The 16,873-nt window shown below is 66.9% G+C and carries 17 protein-coding genes and 1 pseudogene; 7 read left to right on the top strand and 11 right to left on the bottom strand.

Annotation, left to right across the window (positions count from 1 at the left end; genetic code table 11):
* The first annotated feature begins 26 nt into the window (after nucleotides 1-26).
* From ODI_RS08660 to ODI_RS08645, 4 genes are all read left to right on the top strand, one after another.
* Nucleotides 27-1,001 carry a Bug family tripartite tricarboxylate transporter substrate binding protein gene (locus tag ODI_RS08660; RefSeq protein ID WP_067753289.1) on the top strand — a complete coding sequence of 325 codons (975 nt, stop codon included), beginning with the start codon at nucleotides 27-29 and terminating at the stop codon, nucleotides 999-1,001.
* 99 nt (nucleotides 1,002-1,100) lie between these two features.
* On the top strand, nucleotides 1,101-2,492 hold the full coding sequence (locus ODI_RS08655) for a M20 family metallopeptidase (protein ID WP_067753286.1): 1,392 nt from the start codon (nucleotides 1,101-1,103) through the stop codon (nucleotides 2,490-2,492).
* 85 nt (nucleotides 2,493-2,577) lie between these two features.
* Nucleotides 2,578-3,000: a hypothetical protein gene (locus tag ODI_RS08650; protein ID WP_067753416.1), complete on the top strand. Its 423-nt coding sequence runs from the start codon at nucleotides 2,578-2,580 to the stop codon at nucleotides 2,998-3,000.
* 226 nt (nucleotides 3,001-3,226) lie between these two features.
* Complete coding sequence (locus ODI_RS08645) at nucleotides 3,227-5,278, top strand: TonB-dependent copper receptor (protein WP_067753284.1); 2,052 nt, start codon at nucleotides 3,227-3,229, stop codon at nucleotides 5,276-5,278.
* Nucleotides 5,279-5,388: 110 nt separating this feature from the next.
* On the opposite strand, the gene ODI_RS08640 is transcribed toward ODI_RS08645, so the two are convergent.
* Both ODI_RS08640 and ODI_RS08635 read right to left on the bottom strand, forming a co-directional pair.
* Nucleotides 5,389-5,931, bottom strand: coding sequence for a methyltransferase domain-containing protein (locus tag ODI_RS08640; RefSeq protein WP_067753281.1), 543 nt, complete (start codon nucleotides 5,929-5,931; stop codon nucleotides 5,389-5,391).
* Nucleotides 5,932-5,985: 54 nt separating this feature from the next.
* Nucleotides 5,986-7,389 (bottom strand): APC family permease, encoded by a 1,404-nt coding sequence (locus tag ODI_RS08635; RefSeq protein ID WP_067753278.1) that lies wholly within the window; start codon nucleotides 7,387-7,389, stop codon nucleotides 5,986-5,988.
* Between the two features lie 274 nt (nucleotides 7,390-7,663).
* On the opposite strand from ODI_RS08635, the gene ODI_RS08630 reads away from it, so the two are divergent.
* Both ODI_RS08630 and ODI_RS08625 read left to right on the top strand, forming a co-directional pair.
* Entirely contained in the window at nucleotides 7,664-8,047 is a 384-nt protein-coding gene (locus ODI_RS08630) for a hypothetical protein (RefSeq protein ID WP_067753275.1), read from the top strand.
* Nucleotides 8,048-8,106: 59 nt separating this feature from the next.
* Nucleotides 8,107-8,802: a cytochrome b/b6 domain-containing protein gene (locus ODI_RS08625; RefSeq protein ID WP_098020878.1), complete on the top strand. Its 696-nt coding sequence runs from the start codon at nucleotides 8,107-8,109 to the stop codon at nucleotides 8,800-8,802.
* A gap of 76 nt (nucleotides 8,803-8,878) precedes the next feature.
* On the opposite strand, the gene ODI_RS08620 is transcribed toward ODI_RS08625, so the two are convergent.
* Both ODI_RS08620 and purB read right to left on the bottom strand, forming a co-directional pair.
* Complete coding sequence (locus ODI_RS08620) at nucleotides 8,879-9,337, bottom strand: c-type cytochrome (protein WP_067753272.1); 459 nt, start codon at nucleotides 9,335-9,337, stop codon at nucleotides 8,879-8,881.
* A 167-nt stretch (nucleotides 9,338-9,504) separates the two neighbouring features.
* The gene (gene purB, locus ODI_RS08615) at nucleotides 9,505-10,881 is read right to left on the bottom strand and encodes an adenylosuccinate lyase (RefSeq protein WP_067753269.1); all 1,377 of its coding nucleotides are present in this window, start codon (nucleotides 10,879-10,881) and stop codon (nucleotides 9,505-9,507) included.
* Nucleotides 10,882-11,213: 332 nt separating this feature from the next.
* Here purB and ODI_RS08610 point away from each other — a divergent pair, with 332 nt between their 5' ends.
* Nucleotides 11,214-11,825 carry a glutathione S-transferase N-terminal domain-containing protein gene (locus ODI_RS08610; RefSeq protein WP_067753266.1) on the top strand — a complete coding sequence of 204 codons (612 nt, stop codon included), beginning with the start codon at nucleotides 11,214-11,216 and terminating at the stop codon, nucleotides 11,823-11,825.
* A 159-nt stretch (nucleotides 11,826-11,984) separates the two neighbouring features.
* Here the strand turns inward: ODI_RS08610 and ODI_RS08605 are convergent, their stop codons facing one another.
* The 7 genes and pseudogenes from ODI_RS08605 to mnmA form a co-directional block, all read right to left on the bottom strand.
* On the bottom strand, nucleotides 11,985-12,644 hold the full coding sequence (locus ODI_RS08605; RefSeq protein ID WP_162292294.1) for an Imm52 family immunity protein: 660 nt from the start codon (nucleotides 12,642-12,644) through the stop codon (nucleotides 11,985-11,987).
* A 76-nt stretch (nucleotides 12,645-12,720) separates the two neighbouring features.
* On the bottom strand, nucleotides 12,721-13,335 hold the full coding sequence (locus ODI_RS08600) for a restriction endonuclease fold toxin 5 domain-containing protein (protein ID WP_067753261.1): 615 nt from the start codon (nucleotides 13,333-13,335) through the stop codon (nucleotides 12,721-12,723).
* Between the two features lie 6 nt (nucleotides 13,336-13,341).
* On the bottom strand, nucleotides 13,342-13,698 hold the full coding sequence (locus ODI_RS08595) for a hypothetical protein (RefSeq protein ID WP_067753258.1): 357 nt from the start codon (nucleotides 13,696-13,698) through the stop codon (nucleotides 13,342-13,344).
* Nucleotides 13,688-14,194: a DUF4123 domain-containing protein gene (locus tag ODI_RS08590; protein ID WP_067753255.1), complete on the bottom strand. Its 507-nt coding sequence runs from the start codon at nucleotides 14,192-14,194 to the stop codon at nucleotides 13,688-13,690. The genes ODI_RS08595 and ODI_RS08590 overlap by 11 nt, the downstream gene beginning before the upstream one ends.
* A gap of 6 nt (nucleotides 14,195-14,200) precedes the next feature.
* A pseudogene (locus ODI_RS08585) lies at nucleotides 14,201-14,583 on the bottom strand (PAAR domain-containing protein).
* A 207-nt stretch (nucleotides 14,584-14,790) separates the two neighbouring features.
* Nucleotides 14,791-15,615: a sulfite exporter TauE/SafE family protein gene (locus ODI_RS08580; RefSeq protein ID WP_067753251.1), complete on the bottom strand. Its 825-nt coding sequence runs from the start codon at nucleotides 15,613-15,615 to the stop codon at nucleotides 14,791-14,793.
* Between the two features lie 64 nt (nucleotides 15,616-15,679).
* Entirely contained in the window at nucleotides 15,680-16,873 is a 1,194-nt protein-coding gene (gene mnmA / locus ODI_RS08575; protein WP_082985286.1) for a tRNA 2-thiouridine(34) synthase MnmA, read from the bottom strand.

The following is a 16,873-nucleotide window of genomic DNA, read 5'->3' as shown; positions in this document are numbered from 1 at the left end:
CCTCGACGAAACAAGGGGAAAACAGCATGAAACATGCACTCAAGACCATCGCGGGCGCCATGGCGCTCATCGGCGCCACCTTGGCCGGCGCCGCCCACGCAGCCTATCCGGAGCGCCCGATCAAGCTGATCGTGCCCTTCCCGGCCGGCGGCACCACCGACACGGTGGCGCGCTTCATCGCCCAGGGCATGGGCGAGAAGCTCGGCCAGTCGGTGATCGTGGACTACAAGGCTGGCGCGGCCACCATCATCGGCGCCGACAGCGTGGCGAAATCCGCGCCCGACGGCTACACCCTGCTGATGGGCACCGCCACCACGTTCACGCTGAACCCGATCCTGTATCCCACCCTGCCCTACGATCCGCTCAAGAGCTTCGCGCCCATCGGCGTCATCGGCACGACGCCGCTGGCCGTGATGGCCTCGCAGAACGAGCCCTCGACCGACATCAAGAGCCTGATCGAGAACGTCCGCAAGGACCCCAGCAAGTATTCCTACGGTTCGCACGGCAACGGTACGCCCGTGCATTTCGCCGCGGAAATGCTGTGGTCGGCCGCCAAGGTCAAGGTCACGCACATTCCGTACAAGGGCTCCTCGCCCGCGCTCAACGACCTGATGGGCGGCCAGATTCCGCTCAGCTTCGAAGCCTTGCCGGCCGCCATCGCCGCCGCCAAGGGCGGCCGCGTGAAGATCCTGGCCGTCACCAGCGACAAGCGCTCGCCGCTGATGCCGGAAGCCCCGACCGTGGCCGAAAGCGGCTATCCCGGCTTCTCGATGCAGACCTGGTTCGCCATCGTCGCCCCCAACGGCGTGCCCCAGGACGCGCAGGACAAGCTGAGCAAGGCCCTGTCCGACACGCTGGCCGACCCGGCGCTGAAGGAAAAGCTGAGCGCAGTCGGCATCCAACCCGGCTACGAGCCGCCTTCGGGCTACGTCTCGCGCGTGGAAGGCGACATCGCCAAGCTCACGCCGATTGCGCGCGACAACAACATCGAACGCAACTGAGCGATGGCGGGGGCCGCACATGGCCCGCGCGTATCGCTTGAAATCCACCTCCCTATTGCACAGGCCGGCCCCGCGCCGGCCTGTGCGCCTGATGCCGCCATGTCACGATCCCAGTCCCTTGCTCTGGCCGCCGCCTATTTCGATGACGGCCGATTCCTGTCCGACCTCGAGCGGCGCGTCGCCTGTCCCACCGAAAGCGACGGCGGGACAGTGCCGCCGTCGCTGGCGCAGTACCTGCGTGACGAGATGGCGCCCACCCTGACGCCGCTGGGCTTCGACTGCCAGATCCTGCAGAATCCCTCGCCGCGCGGCGGCCCGCTGCTGATCGCGCGCCGCGTCGAAGACCCCGCGCTGCCGACCGTGCTGACCTATGGCCACGGCGACGTGGTCAACGGCCAGGTCGGCAAATGGCGGGCAGGCCTGGCGCCGTGGCGCGTCACGGTGGAAGACGGCAAGTGGTATGGCCGCGGCACGGCCGACAACAAGGGCCAGCACACCGTCAACCTGGGCGGGTTGGCGGCCGCCATCGCCGCCCGCGACGGCAAGCTGGGCTACAACGTGACGGTCCTGATCGAGACCGGCGAAGAAGCCGGCTCGCCCGGCCTGAACGACTTCTGCGCCGCCCAGGCCCAGGCACTGGAAGCGGAACTCTTCATCGGCTGCGATGGCCCGCGTGTGCGCGCCGACCTGCCCACGCTCTTCCTGGGCTCGCGCGGCATGGTGAATTTCACGCTCAGCCTGCGCTGCCGTGAGCGCGCCTATCACTCGGGCAACTGGGGCGGCGTCATCACCAACCCGGCCACGGTGCTGGCGAATGCGCTGGCATCGATGGTGGATGCGCGCGGCGTGCTGGGGGTGGAAGGCCTGCGCGCGCCCGCCGTGACGGATGCCGTGCGCGCCGCGCTGGACGGCCTGCCCATCGGCGGCGATGTGAACGATCCCGCGCTGGACCCGGCCTGGGGCGAACCTGGCATGACGCCCGCCGAGAGGCTGGTGGCCTGGAACACGCTGGAAGTGCTGGCGTTGGGCGCGGGCTCGGCCGAGCGCCCCGTCAACGCCATCCCGCCCGCCGCGGTGGCGCATTGCCAGCTGCGTTTCGTGGTGGGCACCGACTGGACGAACCTGGCGCGGCACCTGCGCCGCCACCTGGATGAGCGGGGCTTCCAGGCCATCGACATCGACGTGACCATGCAGACGGCGGCGACGCGCCTGGACGTGGAACATCCCTGGGTGCGCTGGGCACAAGGATCGTTGGCCGGCACCACCGGCGACGCCCCCGCCGTCATGCCCAACCTGGCGGGCTCGCTGCCCAACGACGCCTTCGCCGATGTGCTGGGTCTGCCCACGCTGTGGGTGCCGCACTCGTATCCCGCCTGCGCGCAGCACGGCCCCGACGAACACCTGCTGCCCGCCATTGCCCGCGAGGGCCTGCAGATCATGGCAGGCCTGTATTGGGACCTGGGCGAGGCCGGCGCCCCCTGGCGGGCCTGAGGCCACGGTCTGGCGTGGCCTGACAGCGCGCGCATCTTGCGTTGCCGCAATCCAGGCAACCCATCCTGCCGCTAGAATGCGCGGCATGTCGACGCGCAACCGCCCAGCATGGATGCCATGGCAGCAAGCCCGCTTGCTGCTGGGCTTGCTGCTGCTGTCGGTCATCGCGCGCGGGGCGATTCCCGCCGGCTACATGCCGGATGCCGCCGCCCTGAAGCAGGGGCGCATCGAGATCAGCCTGTGCGTGGCAGGCCACGTCACCAGCGTGCCGATGTGGCTGGACGCCGGCTCCAAGGACGGCGGCCTCGAAGGCAATGACGCTTCCGCCGAGACCTGCCCGTTCTGGCTGCATGCGCACCAGCAGGCCGCCATGCCCGCCACCGCGCCGGCCATCGCCCTGCCTTTGCCGCGCACGCTGCCGCCACCGGCGCCTCCCCCTTTCCTCGTCCTTGCCGCCCACGGTCCGACCGGACCACCGCTGGGCTCGCGGGCGCCGCCCCAGGTCTGATCGCGAACACCGTAGGTAACCCAGGCACTGCCGCGCCTGGCCGCCTGCCGGTTTCCGCCGCGGCGCAATCTTGCCGCGCGTGCGTGTCATGCGCGCCTCTCCCAAACCCTGGCCGTTGACGGCTCGCCGCACCCTCTCATGCGCCGGGCCATCGCGCCCGCCGCTACGCGCCTAGCCGCTGTCGGCGGCAGGCGCGCGGCCACAAGGACAGACCTGGATTTTCACCATGCCCAAGCATCAACGCTTTTCCCGCAACTACCTGGCCACGGCCCTGGCCTGCCTGGCCGCCGCCCCGGTGGCCGCGGCCTCTCTTGATGTGCTCAACCCGGTGGTGGTCACCGCCGTGGCCCCCGAATCGCCACTGACCTTCACCACCGATCCCAAGGCCCCCCGCCAACCGCTGCCCGCCAGCGACGGCACCGACTACCTGAAAACCATTCCCGGCTTCTCGGCCATCCGCAACGGCGGCAGCAACGGCGACCCCGTGCTGCGCGGCATGTTCGGCTCGCGCCTGAACGTGCTGGCCAACGATGCCGCCATGCCCGGCGCCTGCCCGGCCCGCATGGACGCGCCCAGCTCCTATATCTCGCCCGAGACCTTCGACCGGCTCACGGTCATCAAAGGCCCACAGACCGTGTTGTGGGGCCCGGGCGCATCGGCAGGCACCGTGCGCTTCGAGCGCGACACGCCACGCTTCGACGCGCCGGGCGTGCGCTTCGACGGTACGCTGGTGGGCGGCTCGCATGGCCGCAACGACCAGACCGTGGACCTGACCGCGGGCGCGGCCAAGGGCTACGCCCGCGTCACGGCCAACCACTCGCAGGCGCAGGACTACCGCGACGGCAACGGCGACCGCGTGCCGTCGAAATGGGACAAGTGGAATGCCGACCTGGCGCTGGGCCTGACGCCGGACCCGGACACCCTTGTGGAACTGAGCGCTGGCGTGGGCGACGGCCGCGCGCGCTATGCCGGCCGCAGCATGGACGGCTCGCGCTTCCGGCGCGAAAGCCTGGGCCTGCGGGCCGAGCATCGCGTGAACAGCGGCCTGCTGGAAAAGGTGGAAGCGCGCCTCTTCCACAACCGTGCCGACCACGTGATGGATAACTACACGCTGCGCGCGCCTGATCCCATGAGCGCCATGCCCACGGCGATGGCCGCGAACGTGGAACGCAGCACCTGGGGGGGACGCATGGCCGCCACCCTGCGCGTGGCCGAGCCCGCCACGCTCACGGTTGGAACGGACTTCCAACTTAGCCGCCATCGGCAGCGCAGCGGCAGCGATGTCGACAACTATCGCGACCAGGCCTGGACCAAGGACGCCGATTCGCGTCAGGCGGGCGTCTTCGGCGAGCTGGAATGGGCCACTGGCGAACAGGGCCGTATCATCGGCGGCGCACGCCTGGACCGCGTGTCGGCCAAGGACTTCCGCGCCACGGATGGCGGCATGATGATGCCCATGCCCAACCCCACTGCGAACCAGCGCCGCGCGCGTACCTTGCCCGCCGGCTTCCTTCGTTATGAGGAAGACCTGCACGGCCTGCCCGCCAGCTGGTATGCCGGCATCGGCCACGTGCAGCGTTTTCCGGACTACTGGGAGCTGTTCTCGCCCAACGCGGGCCCGACCGGCAGCGACAACGCCTTCTCTGGCGTGCTGCCGGAGAAGACAACGCAGTTGGATCTGGGCGCGCAGTATCGTGGCAAGGACGTCGATGCCTGGATATCGGCCTATGCCGGCGTGGTGCGCGACTACATCCTCTTCACCTATGTGCCAGGCGGCATGATGGGCGCGAGTTCGCGTGCGGACAATGTGCAGGCCCGCATCGCGGGCGGGGAAACCGGCGTCACCTGGCGCTTCCGGCCGGCCTGGCAAGCAGGCGCCACGGTGGCCTATGCCTGGGGCGAGAACCGCAGCGACGGCAGGCCGCTGGCACAGATTCCGCCGCTGGAGGCGCGGCTGAACCTGGCGTATGACGACGGCACGTGGTCGGCCGGCGCGCTGTGGCGCCTGGTCGCGCCGCAACGCCGGGTGGCGACAGGCGTGGGCAATGTGGTGGGCAAGGACTTCGGCCCCAGCGCGGGCTTCGGCATCCTGTCCCTGAACGCCAGCCTGGCGGTCAACAAGCAGGTCAGCCTGGCCATCGGCGTCGACAATGTGTTGGACAAGGCCTACAGCGAACACCTGAACCTGGCAGGCGACGCCGGCTTCGGCTTCCCGGCAGACACCAGGATCAACGAACCCGGCCGCTCGGTCTGGGCAAGACTGCAAGTGAAATATTAAAAACCCGCCAGAAGAAGCTCAGCAATCAGGGGTGCAGTGGAGCCGGCTCCGCCGGTCCACCAGCACCGCCCCCCCGGGGGGGGGGGAGGCGCGCAGCGCCTCGGGGGGGGTCACCGCTTAGGCACGGTCCAGAAATAGACCATGCGGCCGTCGACGTTGACGGTCTGGTCGGGCTTCCAGTCGCCCATGTCGAAGGCGTGCGACACGATGCGCGTGCCCGGCTTCAGCGCCAGCAGCTTCGGACGCAGCTTCAGGTTCAACGAGTTCAACAGATAGAGGCTGATGACGGTGGCTTCCGACAGGTCCTGCTCGAACAGGTCGGCCTGGATGAACTTCACCTTGTCCGTGACGCCGTTTTCCTTGGCGTTGGCATTGGCTTCCTCGATGCGCTGCGGATCGATGTCGAAGCCCACGCCGCGCGTGCCGAAGCGCTTGGCCGCGGTCACCGGGATGATGCCGTTGCCCGAGCCCAGGTCATACAGCACGTCGTTCGGGCCGACCTTGGCCACGTCCAGCATGGCGTCGACGACTTCCTGCGGCGTCGGCACGAAGATCACGTCGGGCGTGCGCGAGGGGGCGTTCTGGGCCGAGGCGGTGCCGGCAAGCAGCGCGGCGCCGGCAAAGGCGGACAACCAGGTCAGGGGACTTTTCACGGCTAGCTCCTAAGAGGGTAAGGCAGGAAACAACGCAGGGAAATCGAGACGGCGTCAGGACGCCTTGCCGGGATCGCTGGCGGCGGGCGGCGTACGGCGGAACAACAGCAGCACCGCGCCCAGCAGCAGCACGCCGATGCCCACGAACGCGCCCATGCCCGTGTACATCACGCTGGAATACAGCAGGTAGGCGCAGATGGCGACGAAGACGATGGGCGTGAAGGGATAGAACGGCACCTTGAAGGGACGCGGATGATCGGGCCAGCGGCGGCGCAGCACGAAGAGCGCGATGCCCGTCAGCATGAAGAAGAACCAGAACACCGGCGCGGTGTAGTCGACCATGGTCGAGAAGCCGCTGCGGGTGATGGCGCCCAGGGCCACCAGCGCCAGCGAGATCAGGCCCACCGTGACAAGCGCGTTGGTGGGACCATCGTGGCGTGCGTTCCAGCGCCCCAGGAAGCTGAACATCGGCTCGTCGCGGCCGAAGGCATAGATGGTGCGAGCCCCCAGCAGGATGGTGGCATTGGCGGAGGTGAGCGCCGACACGGCGATCAGCACGCTGATGATGCGCGCGCCGCTCTCGCCCATCAGGGCCCGCAGCATGTCGGCGGCCACCGCGTCGGTGGCGCCCGCGCCCTCAAGGCCCAGCACCCGCACGAACGCAAGGTTGACCAGCAAATAGGCAATGGTGACGATGCCCAGGCTCCAGCACAGCGCGCGCGGCAGGTTGCGGTTCGCGCCGACGGTCTCGGCAGACACATAGGCCGCTTCGTTCCAGCCGCCGTAGGTCAGCATGACGAAGACCAGGATCAGGCCCCATTGCGTCGCTTCGCGCGTGGCCGGGCTGAGCGCGCCCACCGCCTGCGGATCCGGCGTCATGAAGAGACCCGCGCCGATGATGAAGAGCACGCCGCCCACTTCCAGCAGGGTCAGGAAGTTCTGGGTCCATTTGCCCGACCGCAGACCCACCAGGTTGATGGCCGTCAGCACCAGCACCATGCCCGCCGCGTACAAGGCGGAGGAATACTCGCCCAGGCTGTAGACCTGCGTGGCGTAGTCGCCGAACACGAAGCCCAGCAGCGCGATGGAGCCGGTGGGAATGACGGTCAGCCGCGCCCACGCGAACAGGAAGGACAGCCGGTCGCCATAAGCCAGCCGCAGGAAGTGGTAGTCCCCGCCCGTGTTCGGATGCGCGGTGGCCAGCTCGGCATAGCAGAGCGCGCCCGCGATGGAAATCAGTCCGCCCAGCAGCCAGGCGAACATCATCTCGGTGACGGAATGGGAGTTGGCCGCCACCAGCGCGGGCGCGCTGAAGATGCCCGCCCCGATCACGATGCCGATGATCAGGGCCATGACGTCGATCGTGCCTAGCAGGCGGCGCGGCGCGGTGTCGGGGGCGGCGGATGACGGGGAGGATGCTGCGGGACTTGCACTGGTGGGCTGGGCGACTTCGCTCATGGGTATCCGTGTGAAGGGCATGTCAGGAGGGAACGCAAAACGGCTTGCGGCAGCCTGGGTCCCTGCGCATGGCAGGGAGAAGGCCGCCGCGGCCGCCGCCCGGTGCAAGCGGGCGGCACTGTCCCGTCAGAAAGGGTTTTCTCCGGGAAGTTCCCATTTTCTGACTGTTTGCTTAAAAAATCGGTAATTTTTCTTTGCCGCCCTGCGCGCGGACGCATCACCGCAAGCCGCGGCCGTCCCGCCGCGGACACGCCAAGTGCGCTAGGATGCCGGCATGAACAGCACCCCTCCTCCTCGCGCGCCGGCCTTCCCGCGCGGTTTTGCACCATCCTGGGGCCACGAGCGCGCCGATTGCCGCGGCGATCGCGCGCTGGGTTTCTTCATCGACGACCTGCATCGCGTGCTCTCGCAGCACGACGACGCCCGCGAAGGCGGCGCGCTGGCGCTGATTCCCGCGCAACAGGCCGTCGACGCGCTACTGCGCCGCTATGTCGAGATCGGCGCTTCCCCCGCCGCCTTCAACGGCCAGACGGTCACCCTGCGCCAGGGCGCGGACCAGATGGGCGTCGCCCAGATCGTGCCGGTGTTCTCCCCGGGATTGAAAGAAGCGCTGACCACCCTGCTGCGCCGCAGCCCGCCCGCGGACCGCAGGCAGTAAGAAAACCGCCGATACCGGCGGGCGTGCGTCCCGCCACGTCACCCGCAAGGAATGCCATCGTGCCAGCCAGCTTCAATCCCCCGGTCCGCGTCTGGGACCTGCCCACCCGGCTGTTCCACTGGGCTCTCGTGGCCTGTGTGACCGGTGCCCTCGTCACGATCAAGCTGGGCGGCACCTACATGGACTGGCATGTGCGTTTCGGCCTGGCCACCGTCGGCCTCGTCGCCTTCCGGTTGGCCTGGGGCCTCATCGGCCCGCGCTACGCGCGCTTCGCCACCTTCCTGCGCGGCCCCGTCGGCGTCTGGCGCTATCTGTCGGGCAAGGCCCCGGCACCCGCCGGCCACAATCCGCTGGGCGCATGGTCGGTGATCGCCATGCTGCTGGTTATCGGCTTCCAGTCCGTCAGCGGCCTCTTCGCCAACGACGACATCCTGACCCAAGGCCCGCTTGCCCACACCATCGACGGCAGCCTGTCGGGCACCCTGACCTGGCTGCATTCGCAGAACGAATGGATCATCTACGGCCTGATCGCGCTGCACCTGCTGGCCATCCTCTGGTACACGCTGGTGCGACACAAGCGCCTGGTGACCCCCATGGTGACGGGCAACGCCCGCGCCAGCGACCTGCCCGAGCGCGCACCCGCCGCCGAGGATGGCCCGTCCGTGTGGCTGCGCGCCATCGTGCTGGCGGCGGCCGCCACCGCGCTGGTGCTGTGGATCAATGCGCAGCAGGCGGCGATGAGCCTGTCCTTCTGAGCCTCGTGCGCATCGCTCGCCGCGCATGAAAACGGCCCCGATGGGGCCGTTTTCATGGGTGCCGGAAGCGCAGGCTTCAGCGGCGCTGGCGGTAGGAGTCGTGGCAGGCCTTGCAGCTGGCGCCGACGTCGCCGAAAGCCGCGCGCAGCTGGCCCAGGTCGTTGCCGTCGGCAGCCACGGCCAGCTTGGCCACGCTGTCGTTGAAGCGCTGCTGCGCCTTGCGGAAACCGGCTTCGTCGCGCCAGATCTCGGCCTTGGCGCCGCCGCCTTCGGTGCCCGCGCCGAACGCCGCCCAGGGCAGGCCTGCCAGCGTCTGCAGCACCTGCACATTGGCCTTGATCTGTGCCGGGTCATGCGGGGCGTCGCCCTTGACCACGGGCGCCATGCGGCCGAAGTGCGAACCGATGAGCGTGAAGGCCGACTGGCGGTACTTGACCGCGTCTTCCGGCTTGGCGAACTGGGCGGCGGCCGGCGCGGACCACAGCGCGCCGGCGACCGTACAGGACGCGGCGAACAGCGCGAGGATTTTCTTCATGGATACTCTCCGAGGCAGGGAAGAGACTGAGGGAAGAGACTGGCGTTGACAAACAAAACGGGCCTGGCCGGACCAGCGGGAAAGCCTCCCGCCAGCCTTGCCAGGCCCATCCGCGCTGGCGGCGCGGCAGGCATGGGCAATGCGCGGGGCTTGCCCGCGCCGCCCGACTATACCTGCTGGGCCAGCGTCACGGCCAGACCCACGTAGCTGCGCGGGGTCATGGCCAGCAGGCGTGCCTTGGGTTCCGCTGGCAGGTCCAGGCCCTGCACGAACTCGCGCAATGCGTCTTCGGTGATGCCCTTGCCGCGCGTCAGCGCCTTCAGTTGCTCGTAGGGCTGCGGCAGGCCATAACGGCGCATGACGGTCTGCACCGGCTCGGCCAGCACTTCCCAGCACGCGTCGATGTCGGCATCGACCGCGACGGCGTTCAGCTCGAGCTTGCCCAGGCCGCGCAGGCAGGCGTCATAGGCCACCATGCAGTAACCCAGGCCCACGCCCAGGTTGCGCAACACCGTGGAATCGGTCAGGTCGCGCTGCCAGCGCGAGACCGGCAGCTTCTCGGACAGGTGGCGCAGGGTGGCGTTGGCCAGGCCCAGGTTGCCTTCCGAGTTTTCGAAGTCGATGGGGTTGACCTTGTGCGGCATCGTGGACGACCCCACTTCACCTTCCTTCAGGCGCTGCTTGAAGTAACCCAGCGAGATGTAGCCCCAGACGTCGCGGTCCAGGTCCAGCACGATGACGTTGGCGCGCGCGATGGCGTCGAAGAGCGCGGCCATCCAGTCATGCGGCTCGATCTGGATGGTGTGCACGTTCTGGGTCAGGCCCAGGCCCTTCAGCACGCCGGCCGAGAACGCGGGCCAGTCGATTTCCGGATAGGCCGAGACGTGGGCGTTGTAGTTGCCGGTGGCGCCGTTCAGCTTGGCCAGCGGCTGCACCGCCGCGATGGCGTCGATGGCGCGCGCCAGGCGGGCGGCGACGTTGGCGAACTCCTTGCCCACGGTGGTGGGGCTGGCCGGCTGGCCGTGCGTGCGCGACAGCATGGGCTGCGCGGCGTGCGTGCGCGCCAGCTCGGCCAGCTTGGCGTGCAGCGTGCGCAGTTGCGGCAGCACCACCTGGTCGCGCGCGCGGGTCAGCATCAGCGCGTGCGAGGTGTTGTTGATGTCCTCGGACGTGCAGGCGAAGTGGATGAACTCGGCCGCGCGGTCCAGCTCGGCGTCGCCGGCAACTTGCTCCTTCAGCCAGTATTCGACGGCCTTCACGTCGTGGTTGGTGACGCGCTCGATCTCCTTGATCCGGCCGGCGTCGGCCTCGGAGAAGTTTTCCACCAGCGCCAGCAGGCGGGCGCGGGCGGTGTCGGAAAAGCGCGGCAGCTCGGGCAGGCCGGCGTCGGCCAGGCCAATCAGCCAGGCCACCTCGACTTCGACGCGGTGCGCCATGAAACCTGCCTCGGACAGGAGACCGCGCAGGGCGTCGCCGCGCGAGGCATAGCGCCCGTCCAGGGGAGACAGGGCGTTGAGTTGGCTGAGCTGGGCGGCAATCTGCATGATGTGAAAAAGAGACAGAAATCGAATCCGCAATTTTATCACCCGCCCCCCTCCTCCCCTGACGCCCAAAACCAGTGTGCCAAGATAAACTTGAAGCGCCTGATTTGCCGAAGCCTCGTCACCCAGGCAAAATGCGGCCCTTTTGCCGCCAGGCCGCCCCAAGGCAAAAGGCGCCCCCTCGGGGGGCAGCAAGCCGAAGGCGCGGCGTGGGGGTCCCCCTTCGGGAGCCGCAAGCCCATGTGACGGGATGGCGGCACAGTTCTGTCGCAGCGACGTTCGCTGCCAATCCGCCACGGCTTGCACCTGCCGCGGCCTCTTGATTTGCAGGCCCAATGAAACTCATCGGTTCCCTCACCAGCCCCTATGTCCGCAAGGTGCGCGTCGTCCTCGCGGAAAAGAAACTGGACTACCGTCTCGAACTCGAAAACGTCTGGGCCGAAGACACGACCATCCAGCACTACAACCCGCTGGGCAAGGTGCCCTGCCTGGTCATGGAAGACAACGGCGCGCTGTTCGATTCGCGCGTCATCGTCGAGTACCTGGACACCCTTTCCCCCGTCAGCCGCCTGATCCCGCAAACCGGCCGCGACCGCGCCGCGGTGAAGTGCTGGGAAGCCATCGCCGACGGCGTGCTCGACGCCTGCGTGCTGATCTTCAAGGAGAACCAGCGCCCCGAGAACCTGCGCAGCGCCGAATGGATCGCGCGCCAGTACGGCAAGATCCACGCCTCGCTGGCGGCCATGGACAAGAGCCTGGGCGACAACGCGTTCTGCCAGGGCGTGAACTACTGCCTGGCGGACATCGCCGTGGGCGTCACGCTGGGCTACCTGGACCTGCGCTTCGGCGACCTGGACTGGCGCGCCGGCCACGCCAACCTGGCCCGCCTGTACGAGAAGCTCTCGGCCCGCCAGTCGTTCATCGACACGGTGCCGCCGCGGGTCTGAACGCGCGATTTGTCCAACGGAAAGCCGAGCGGGCATAAACCGCTGAACTGCGCTAACCGCAGCGACTCGCCGTCACACCACCTTCTTGACTTCCGCTCAATTCAGCGCCCCTGGCACAGGGTCTGCGGCGGGGCCGAGTGGCGCACTGCGCACGCTCGGCTACACCGACCAATACATATCCTCGTACCGCTCGATCAGGTCCTGGTCGACCAGGCGCAGCTCAATCTGGTTGGCGACCTCGATATGCTTGGGGTTGTCCAGGGAAAACACGTCGTTCGCAACGCTGACGATAAGCGTGCCAGTTTGTTTTTTTCCAGGTGCCGGCAACGGAATCAGTGCCTCCGCCTCCGGGACCTGTTCGACCGTGATGATCCGAGGCAGGTAGAGCATCCATCCGGCCCCTGGCTTGTCCTTGAATACCTGATGGCGAGAGTAAAGCGGAGGTGCGACGGAAACGTACTGTGGAGGAAAAAGGGCGACTATTTCCTTGACGATCGCTATCACCGAGGTGACTTTGCCAAAGCCACCGTTGTGTCCACTTGAATAGGAAAGGGAGAAGGTGCAAGGTTGGCCGACGCTATTGGCTTCCACCGCTAAAGAGACGCTTTTTGATTGTTTCTCCGTCCCGTTCCAGATCGCCGCGAACGTGAAAGACTGGTCCTCTCGGAACTCCTCCTTTAAAACAGCAAGCAATGCGGTTGAAGGCTCAGCCCCCTCAAAAGCTGGATAGAGAAAAGCCTCTTCCAACGTATCCCCTTGGGCAAACCACTGAATCTCCCGCTCTGAGTGCTCTTCCAACAGCAAGGTAATGACGCGCATTCGGCGCAGCATCTCGGCGAAATCATCCGATCGAAGCGTGGGGTCTCGGAATTGACACTGGATGAGCATGAATAACCTATGGGGCGAGTACCGATTCGATACGCATTGAAGTCAGGAAGGGCGCCATGACCTCCCACATTTTGGGTGTCTGGAAATACCACCGCAACCTGGCGGGCGGCGAACTGTTGCACACGGTCGCTTGCCGCCTGGCCTCGACTCGCAACCACCCATATCCTTTGAACCACCCGTAGACGTTGCCTTCGGCGTCGACAAAGTTGTCGTAATTCCCCTTGGTTTCCTGTAACAGGCACTCTCCGGGTTGGAATCCATCGAAATGCACTCCCATCCAAAGCCACTCATCACTCCAGCGACAGCTCACTGTGTCGAAAGGGAACCCGGTGATTCTGGCTTGGTAAGTGTAGGCGTTCCAGTTCACGCCATGCGCCCGCCTGACGATCACGCCCATGTCGGGCGGGCATTTTTTGCAGTCCTCCGCCGTGCATGCCATCTCACGATCTGTCGCCTTGGCCCCTGGGTTGGCCTCGCTGTCATCGCGCGGCGTGTCGCCCGGCAGGCTGGCCGCGCCGCCGACCACGGCGCCCGTCGCTGCGCCCACAGCCAAGCGACCCGCAGCCGCCGCCAGCGCTTCGGCCACCCACGTCGCTATCGGTACCGCCAATGGTCCCGGCATGTCACCTCACTCCTTGTCGTGGCCTGGCCCCGCACGGCGCATCTGCCATTGCATGACTTGCATGTAGTCATGGAAACGCTGGTCGGGTGGCCGGCCCGCCTTGGCCATCCATGCGCCGAACCCCGGCTGGGTGTAGAAACCCGGCACCATTGCCTCGGTCCTGAGGAAGTTGACTAGGTTGGCATCGGCGTCAATGCCCAAACCGCGTGCCGCCTTCAACGACGCCGACAATCGCGCTGTCAGTCCAGCCTGGGGCAGTCCCGGATATTCGCTGAGCAAATCCTGCTGCACCCCCAGGACAAAAGTTTCAGCATCGATCTCGCCCAGGCCGGCGAGTTGTTGGGCAGTGAACTCAAGCTGCATCGGTGGGATGAATCCTGGTCAATTTCCCCGTGCACTGGGTCAGCCATCCATGCACGGGCGCAAAAAACTCGGCGCGTTGCCTCTCGGACAGCAATCCGAGAATCGCCCCACTCACCCTGGCATCGTAGTGGCGCAGCAGGGCCAGTTTTCCGGAAGGCAGGCGGACATTCAAGCGTTCGCGCAGCGCGTCAGCCAGATCTGAAAGGGGGTAGGCGCTGATCAACCAGATCAAGCCTTCCTCGCTCTCGGCCAGTACGCCCAGCACCGCCCGATGAGGGCCGTTTTGATCTGTGGCCTCCAGTAGCCAAGGCCCCGCGTGGGCAAGCACTTGGTCGGGCGTGCCATCGAATAAAGCGGCGGATGATTCGGACCGCGACAACGCATCATTCGGGCTGACGCGAGCATGCGTCAGCCCATCGACCAGCCCGTAGAGCCGCAGCGGATAGCCCATCCGTTCTTGGTGGGCTGCCAAGCAGCGCGCAATGTCCTTGCGCATCTTGGCCTAACCCCGCCCCACGGTGGTCGCTGCATTGCGCGAGGCGGCTTCCAGGCATTCCAGACAAAGCGTTTCACTTTGCAGCGAGGCGCTGTTTTCGGGAGTGCCGCCCCCTCAGCCTCTCCGATACGAGCCACGGTCTGCGATGCGATCAACACCGCCCCGCAGGCGGTACGCATGCCTTCGACCGCCGTCTCTTTATTCATGAAAGTGTGGCGCCGGCCCGTGTCGGGCAGGATCGGGAAAGCTCCCTTGCATTTCGAGCACATCACACGATGCCCGACAAGGGCAATTTCGCGCCCGAACAGCACGCCCATGGGGTGCCCTTCGATCACGATCCCCCCATGGGACGTGGTGTCGCCTTTGCGGATAATTGCGCGTCCAGCCATGTCGCCCTCCCTGTTACGGAGCGCAATTTACCGCGAAATTCCATACAATGGAAGCCACGCGATTCCACCAGCGATTGCAGACGGAGTTCGGCGCTGGTTGCTTTAGCCAGATCGTCAAAAAGAACGTGGCCTAAGGGGGCGCTGCACGTTACAACGAAGGGCGAGGGCACCGCGCATGCGGTGCCTTTTTATGTGCGCAAACGAGGCTCATGCCCCCACGGCAAATGCCACCCAGGCCTTGTAGAGCATGTAGGCGGCGAGCAGGAACAGCAGGCCGCCGAACACCTTCTTCAGCGACCCCACCGGCAGGCGATGCGCCACCTTGGCGCCTTGCGGGGCCAGCAGCACGCTGACCGCCACCACGGCCAGCAGCGCGGGCCAATAGATGTAGCCCAGCATGCCCGGCTGGCTGACATCCTGCGACAGGCCCGCATAGATGTAGCCGATGCTGTTGGCCAGCGCGATGGGAAAGCCCAGCGCCGCGGACGTGGCCACTGCCTGGTGCAGGGGCACGTTGCACCAGGTCATGAAGGGCACGGACAGGAAACCGCCGCCCGCGCCGACCAGGCCCGACAGGAAGCCGATGCCGCCGCCCACGGCGGTGGTCCCCACCGGCCCCGGCATCTGGCGCGTGGGCTTGGGCTTCTTGCCGTTGATCATGCTGTAGCCCGAATAGCCGACGAAGAGCGCGAAGAAGAGCGAGAGCCAGGCGGTGTTGAGATAAGCGAAGACCGCGCCGCCCGAGAACAGGCCGCCGATGATGATGCCCGGCGCCATCGCCCAGACGATGTTCCAGCGCACGGCGCCCTTCTTCTGGTGGGCCCAGACGCTGGAAAGCGAGGTGAAAAGGATGGAGGTCATCGAGGTAGCGATGGCCGCATGCACGACCAGATCCAGCGGCATCTTCTGCCAGGTGAACAGCATGGTCAGGAACGGCACCATCAGCATGCCGCCGCCAATGCCCAGCAGGCCGGCGGCGAACCCCGCGACGGCACCCAGCGCGAGCAGACTTACCAGAAACAACGGATCCACGACTTCCCCTCTCTTTTTTGACTGTAGATAAAACCCGAGGCCCCCGCCAGGCGAGGGCCCGACATCACACGATGATGCCGCCGCCCAGACAGACGTCGCCATCGTAGAGCACCGCCGACTGCCCCGGCGTGACCGCCCACTGCGGTGCGTCGAAATCCAGCGCGAAGGTCTCGCTGCCCGCAACGGCACGCAGGCGGCAGGCCGCGTCGGCCTGGCGATAGCGCGTCTTGGCGCCATAGGCGCCCGCGGCCGGCGGCTCGCCAGCGATCCAGCTGGCATCCTGCGCCGAAAGCGCGCGCGACAGCAGCCAGGGATGGTCATGGCCCTGCACGACGTACAAGGTGTTGCTGGCCAGATCCTTGCGCGCGGCGTACCAGGCATCGGCCGTGCCATCCTCGCGCTGGCGGCCCTTCACGCCGCCGATGCCCAGGCCCTTGCGTTGTCCCAGCGTGTGGAAGGCCAGGCCCTGGTGCTTGCCCACCTCCTTGCCGTCCGGCGTGCGGATGGGGCCCGACTGCGTGGGCAGGTAGCGGTTCAGGAACTCACGGAACGGCCGCTCGCCGATGAAGCAGATGCCGGTGGAATCCTTCTTGGCTGCGTTGGGCAAGCCGATGTCGGTGGCGATGCGGCGCACCTGTGTCTTGGGCAGCTCACCCAGCGGGAACATCGTGCGCGCCAGTTGCGCCTGGTTCAGGCGATGCAGGAAATAGCTCTGGTCCTTGCTGGCATCCAGCGCCTTCAGCAGCTGGCGGCGCGGGCCGGCGGGCGTATCCACCGTGCGGGCGCGGGCATAGTGGCCCGTGGCGATGAACTCGGCGCCCAGGCCCATCGCGTGATCCAGGAAGGCCTTGAACTTGATCTCGGCGTTGCACAGCACGTCGGGATTGGGCGTGCGGCCGGCGGAATACTCGCGCAGGAAATCGGCGAAGACGCGATCCTTGTATTCAGCGGCGAAGTTCACCGCCTCCAGGTCCACGCCCACGATGTCGGCCACGCTGGCCGCGTCCAGCAGGTCCTGGCGCGTGGAGCAGTATTCCGAATCGTCGTCGTCTTCCCAGTTCTTCATGAACAGGCCGACCACCTCATAGCCCTGCTCCTTCAGCAGCCAGGCCGTGACGGAGGAATCGACGCCGCCGGACATGCCGACCACGACGCGGCCCTTGGTGGGACGCGCCGCGCGGGCGGGACGGGAAGACGGGACGGCATCCGCGGACGCGACGCCGGACTCGGAAACAGGGGCACTGCTGCTGGTGGTCAT

Source organism: Orrella dioscoreae, assembly GCF_900089455.2.
GTDB lineage: Bacteria > Pseudomonadota > Gammaproteobacteria > Burkholderiales > Burkholderiaceae_B > Orrella > Orrella dioscoreae.
The sequence above is the reverse complement of the archived record's forward strand: the minus strand, read 5'-3'. Positions and strand labels throughout refer to the sequence as shown.

Bases quoted from the DNA above. Each gene is read 5' to 3' on its own strand.
- ODI_RS08650 (WP_067753416.1), top strand. From the start codon at position 2,578: ATGTCGACGCGCAACCGCCCAGCATGGATGCCATGGCAGCAAGCCCGC.
- ODI_RS08600 (WP_067753261.1), bottom strand. From the start codon at position 13,335: ATGCCGGGACCATTGGCGGTACCGATAGCGACGTGGGTGGCCGAAGCG.
- ODI_RS08610 (WP_067753266.1), top strand. From the start codon at position 11,214: ATGAAACTCATCGGTTCCCTCACCAGCCCCTATGTCCGCAAGGTGCGC.
- ODI_RS08590 (WP_067753255.1), bottom strand. From the start codon at position 14,194: ATGCGCAAGGACATTGCGCGCTGCTTGGCAGCCCACCAAGAACGGATG.
- ODI_RS08630 (WP_067753275.1), top strand. From the start codon at position 7,664: ATGAACAGCACCCCTCCTCCTCGCGCGCCGGCCTTCCCGCGCGGTTTT.
- ODI_RS08595 (WP_067753258.1), bottom strand. From the start codon at position 13,698: ATGCAGCTTGAGTTCACTGCCCAACAACTCGCCGGCCTGGGCGAGATC.
- ODI_RS08605 (WP_162292294.1), bottom strand. From the start codon at position 12,644: ATGCGCGTCATTACCTTGCTGTTGGAAGAGCACTCAGAGCGGGAGATT.
- ODI_RS08645 (WP_067753284.1), top strand. From the start codon at position 3,227: ATGCCCAAGCATCAACGCTTTTCCCGCAACTACCTGGCCACGGCCCTG.
- ODI_RS08660 (WP_067753289.1), top strand. From the start codon at position 27: ATGAAACATGCACTCAAGACCATCGCGGGCGCCATGGCGCTCATCGGC.
- ODI_RS08635 (WP_067753278.1), bottom strand. From the start codon at position 7,389: ATGAGCGAAGTCGCCCAGCCCACCAGTGCAAGTCCCGCAGCATCCTCC.
- purB (WP_067753269.1), bottom strand. From the start codon at position 10,881: ATGCAGATTGCCGCCCAGCTCAGCCAACTCAACGCCCTGTCTCCCCTG.
- ODI_RS08655 (WP_067753286.1), top strand. From the start codon at position 1,101: ATGTCACGATCCCAGTCCCTTGCTCTGGCCGCCGCCTATTTCGATGAC.
- mnmA (WP_082985286.1), bottom strand. From the start codon at position 16,873: ATGACCACCAGCAGCAGTGCCCCTGTTTCCGAGTCCGGCGTCGCGTCC.
- ODI_RS08620 (WP_067753272.1), bottom strand. From the start codon at position 9,337: ATGAAGAAAATCCTCGCGCTGTTCGCCGCGTCCTGTACGGTCGCCGGC.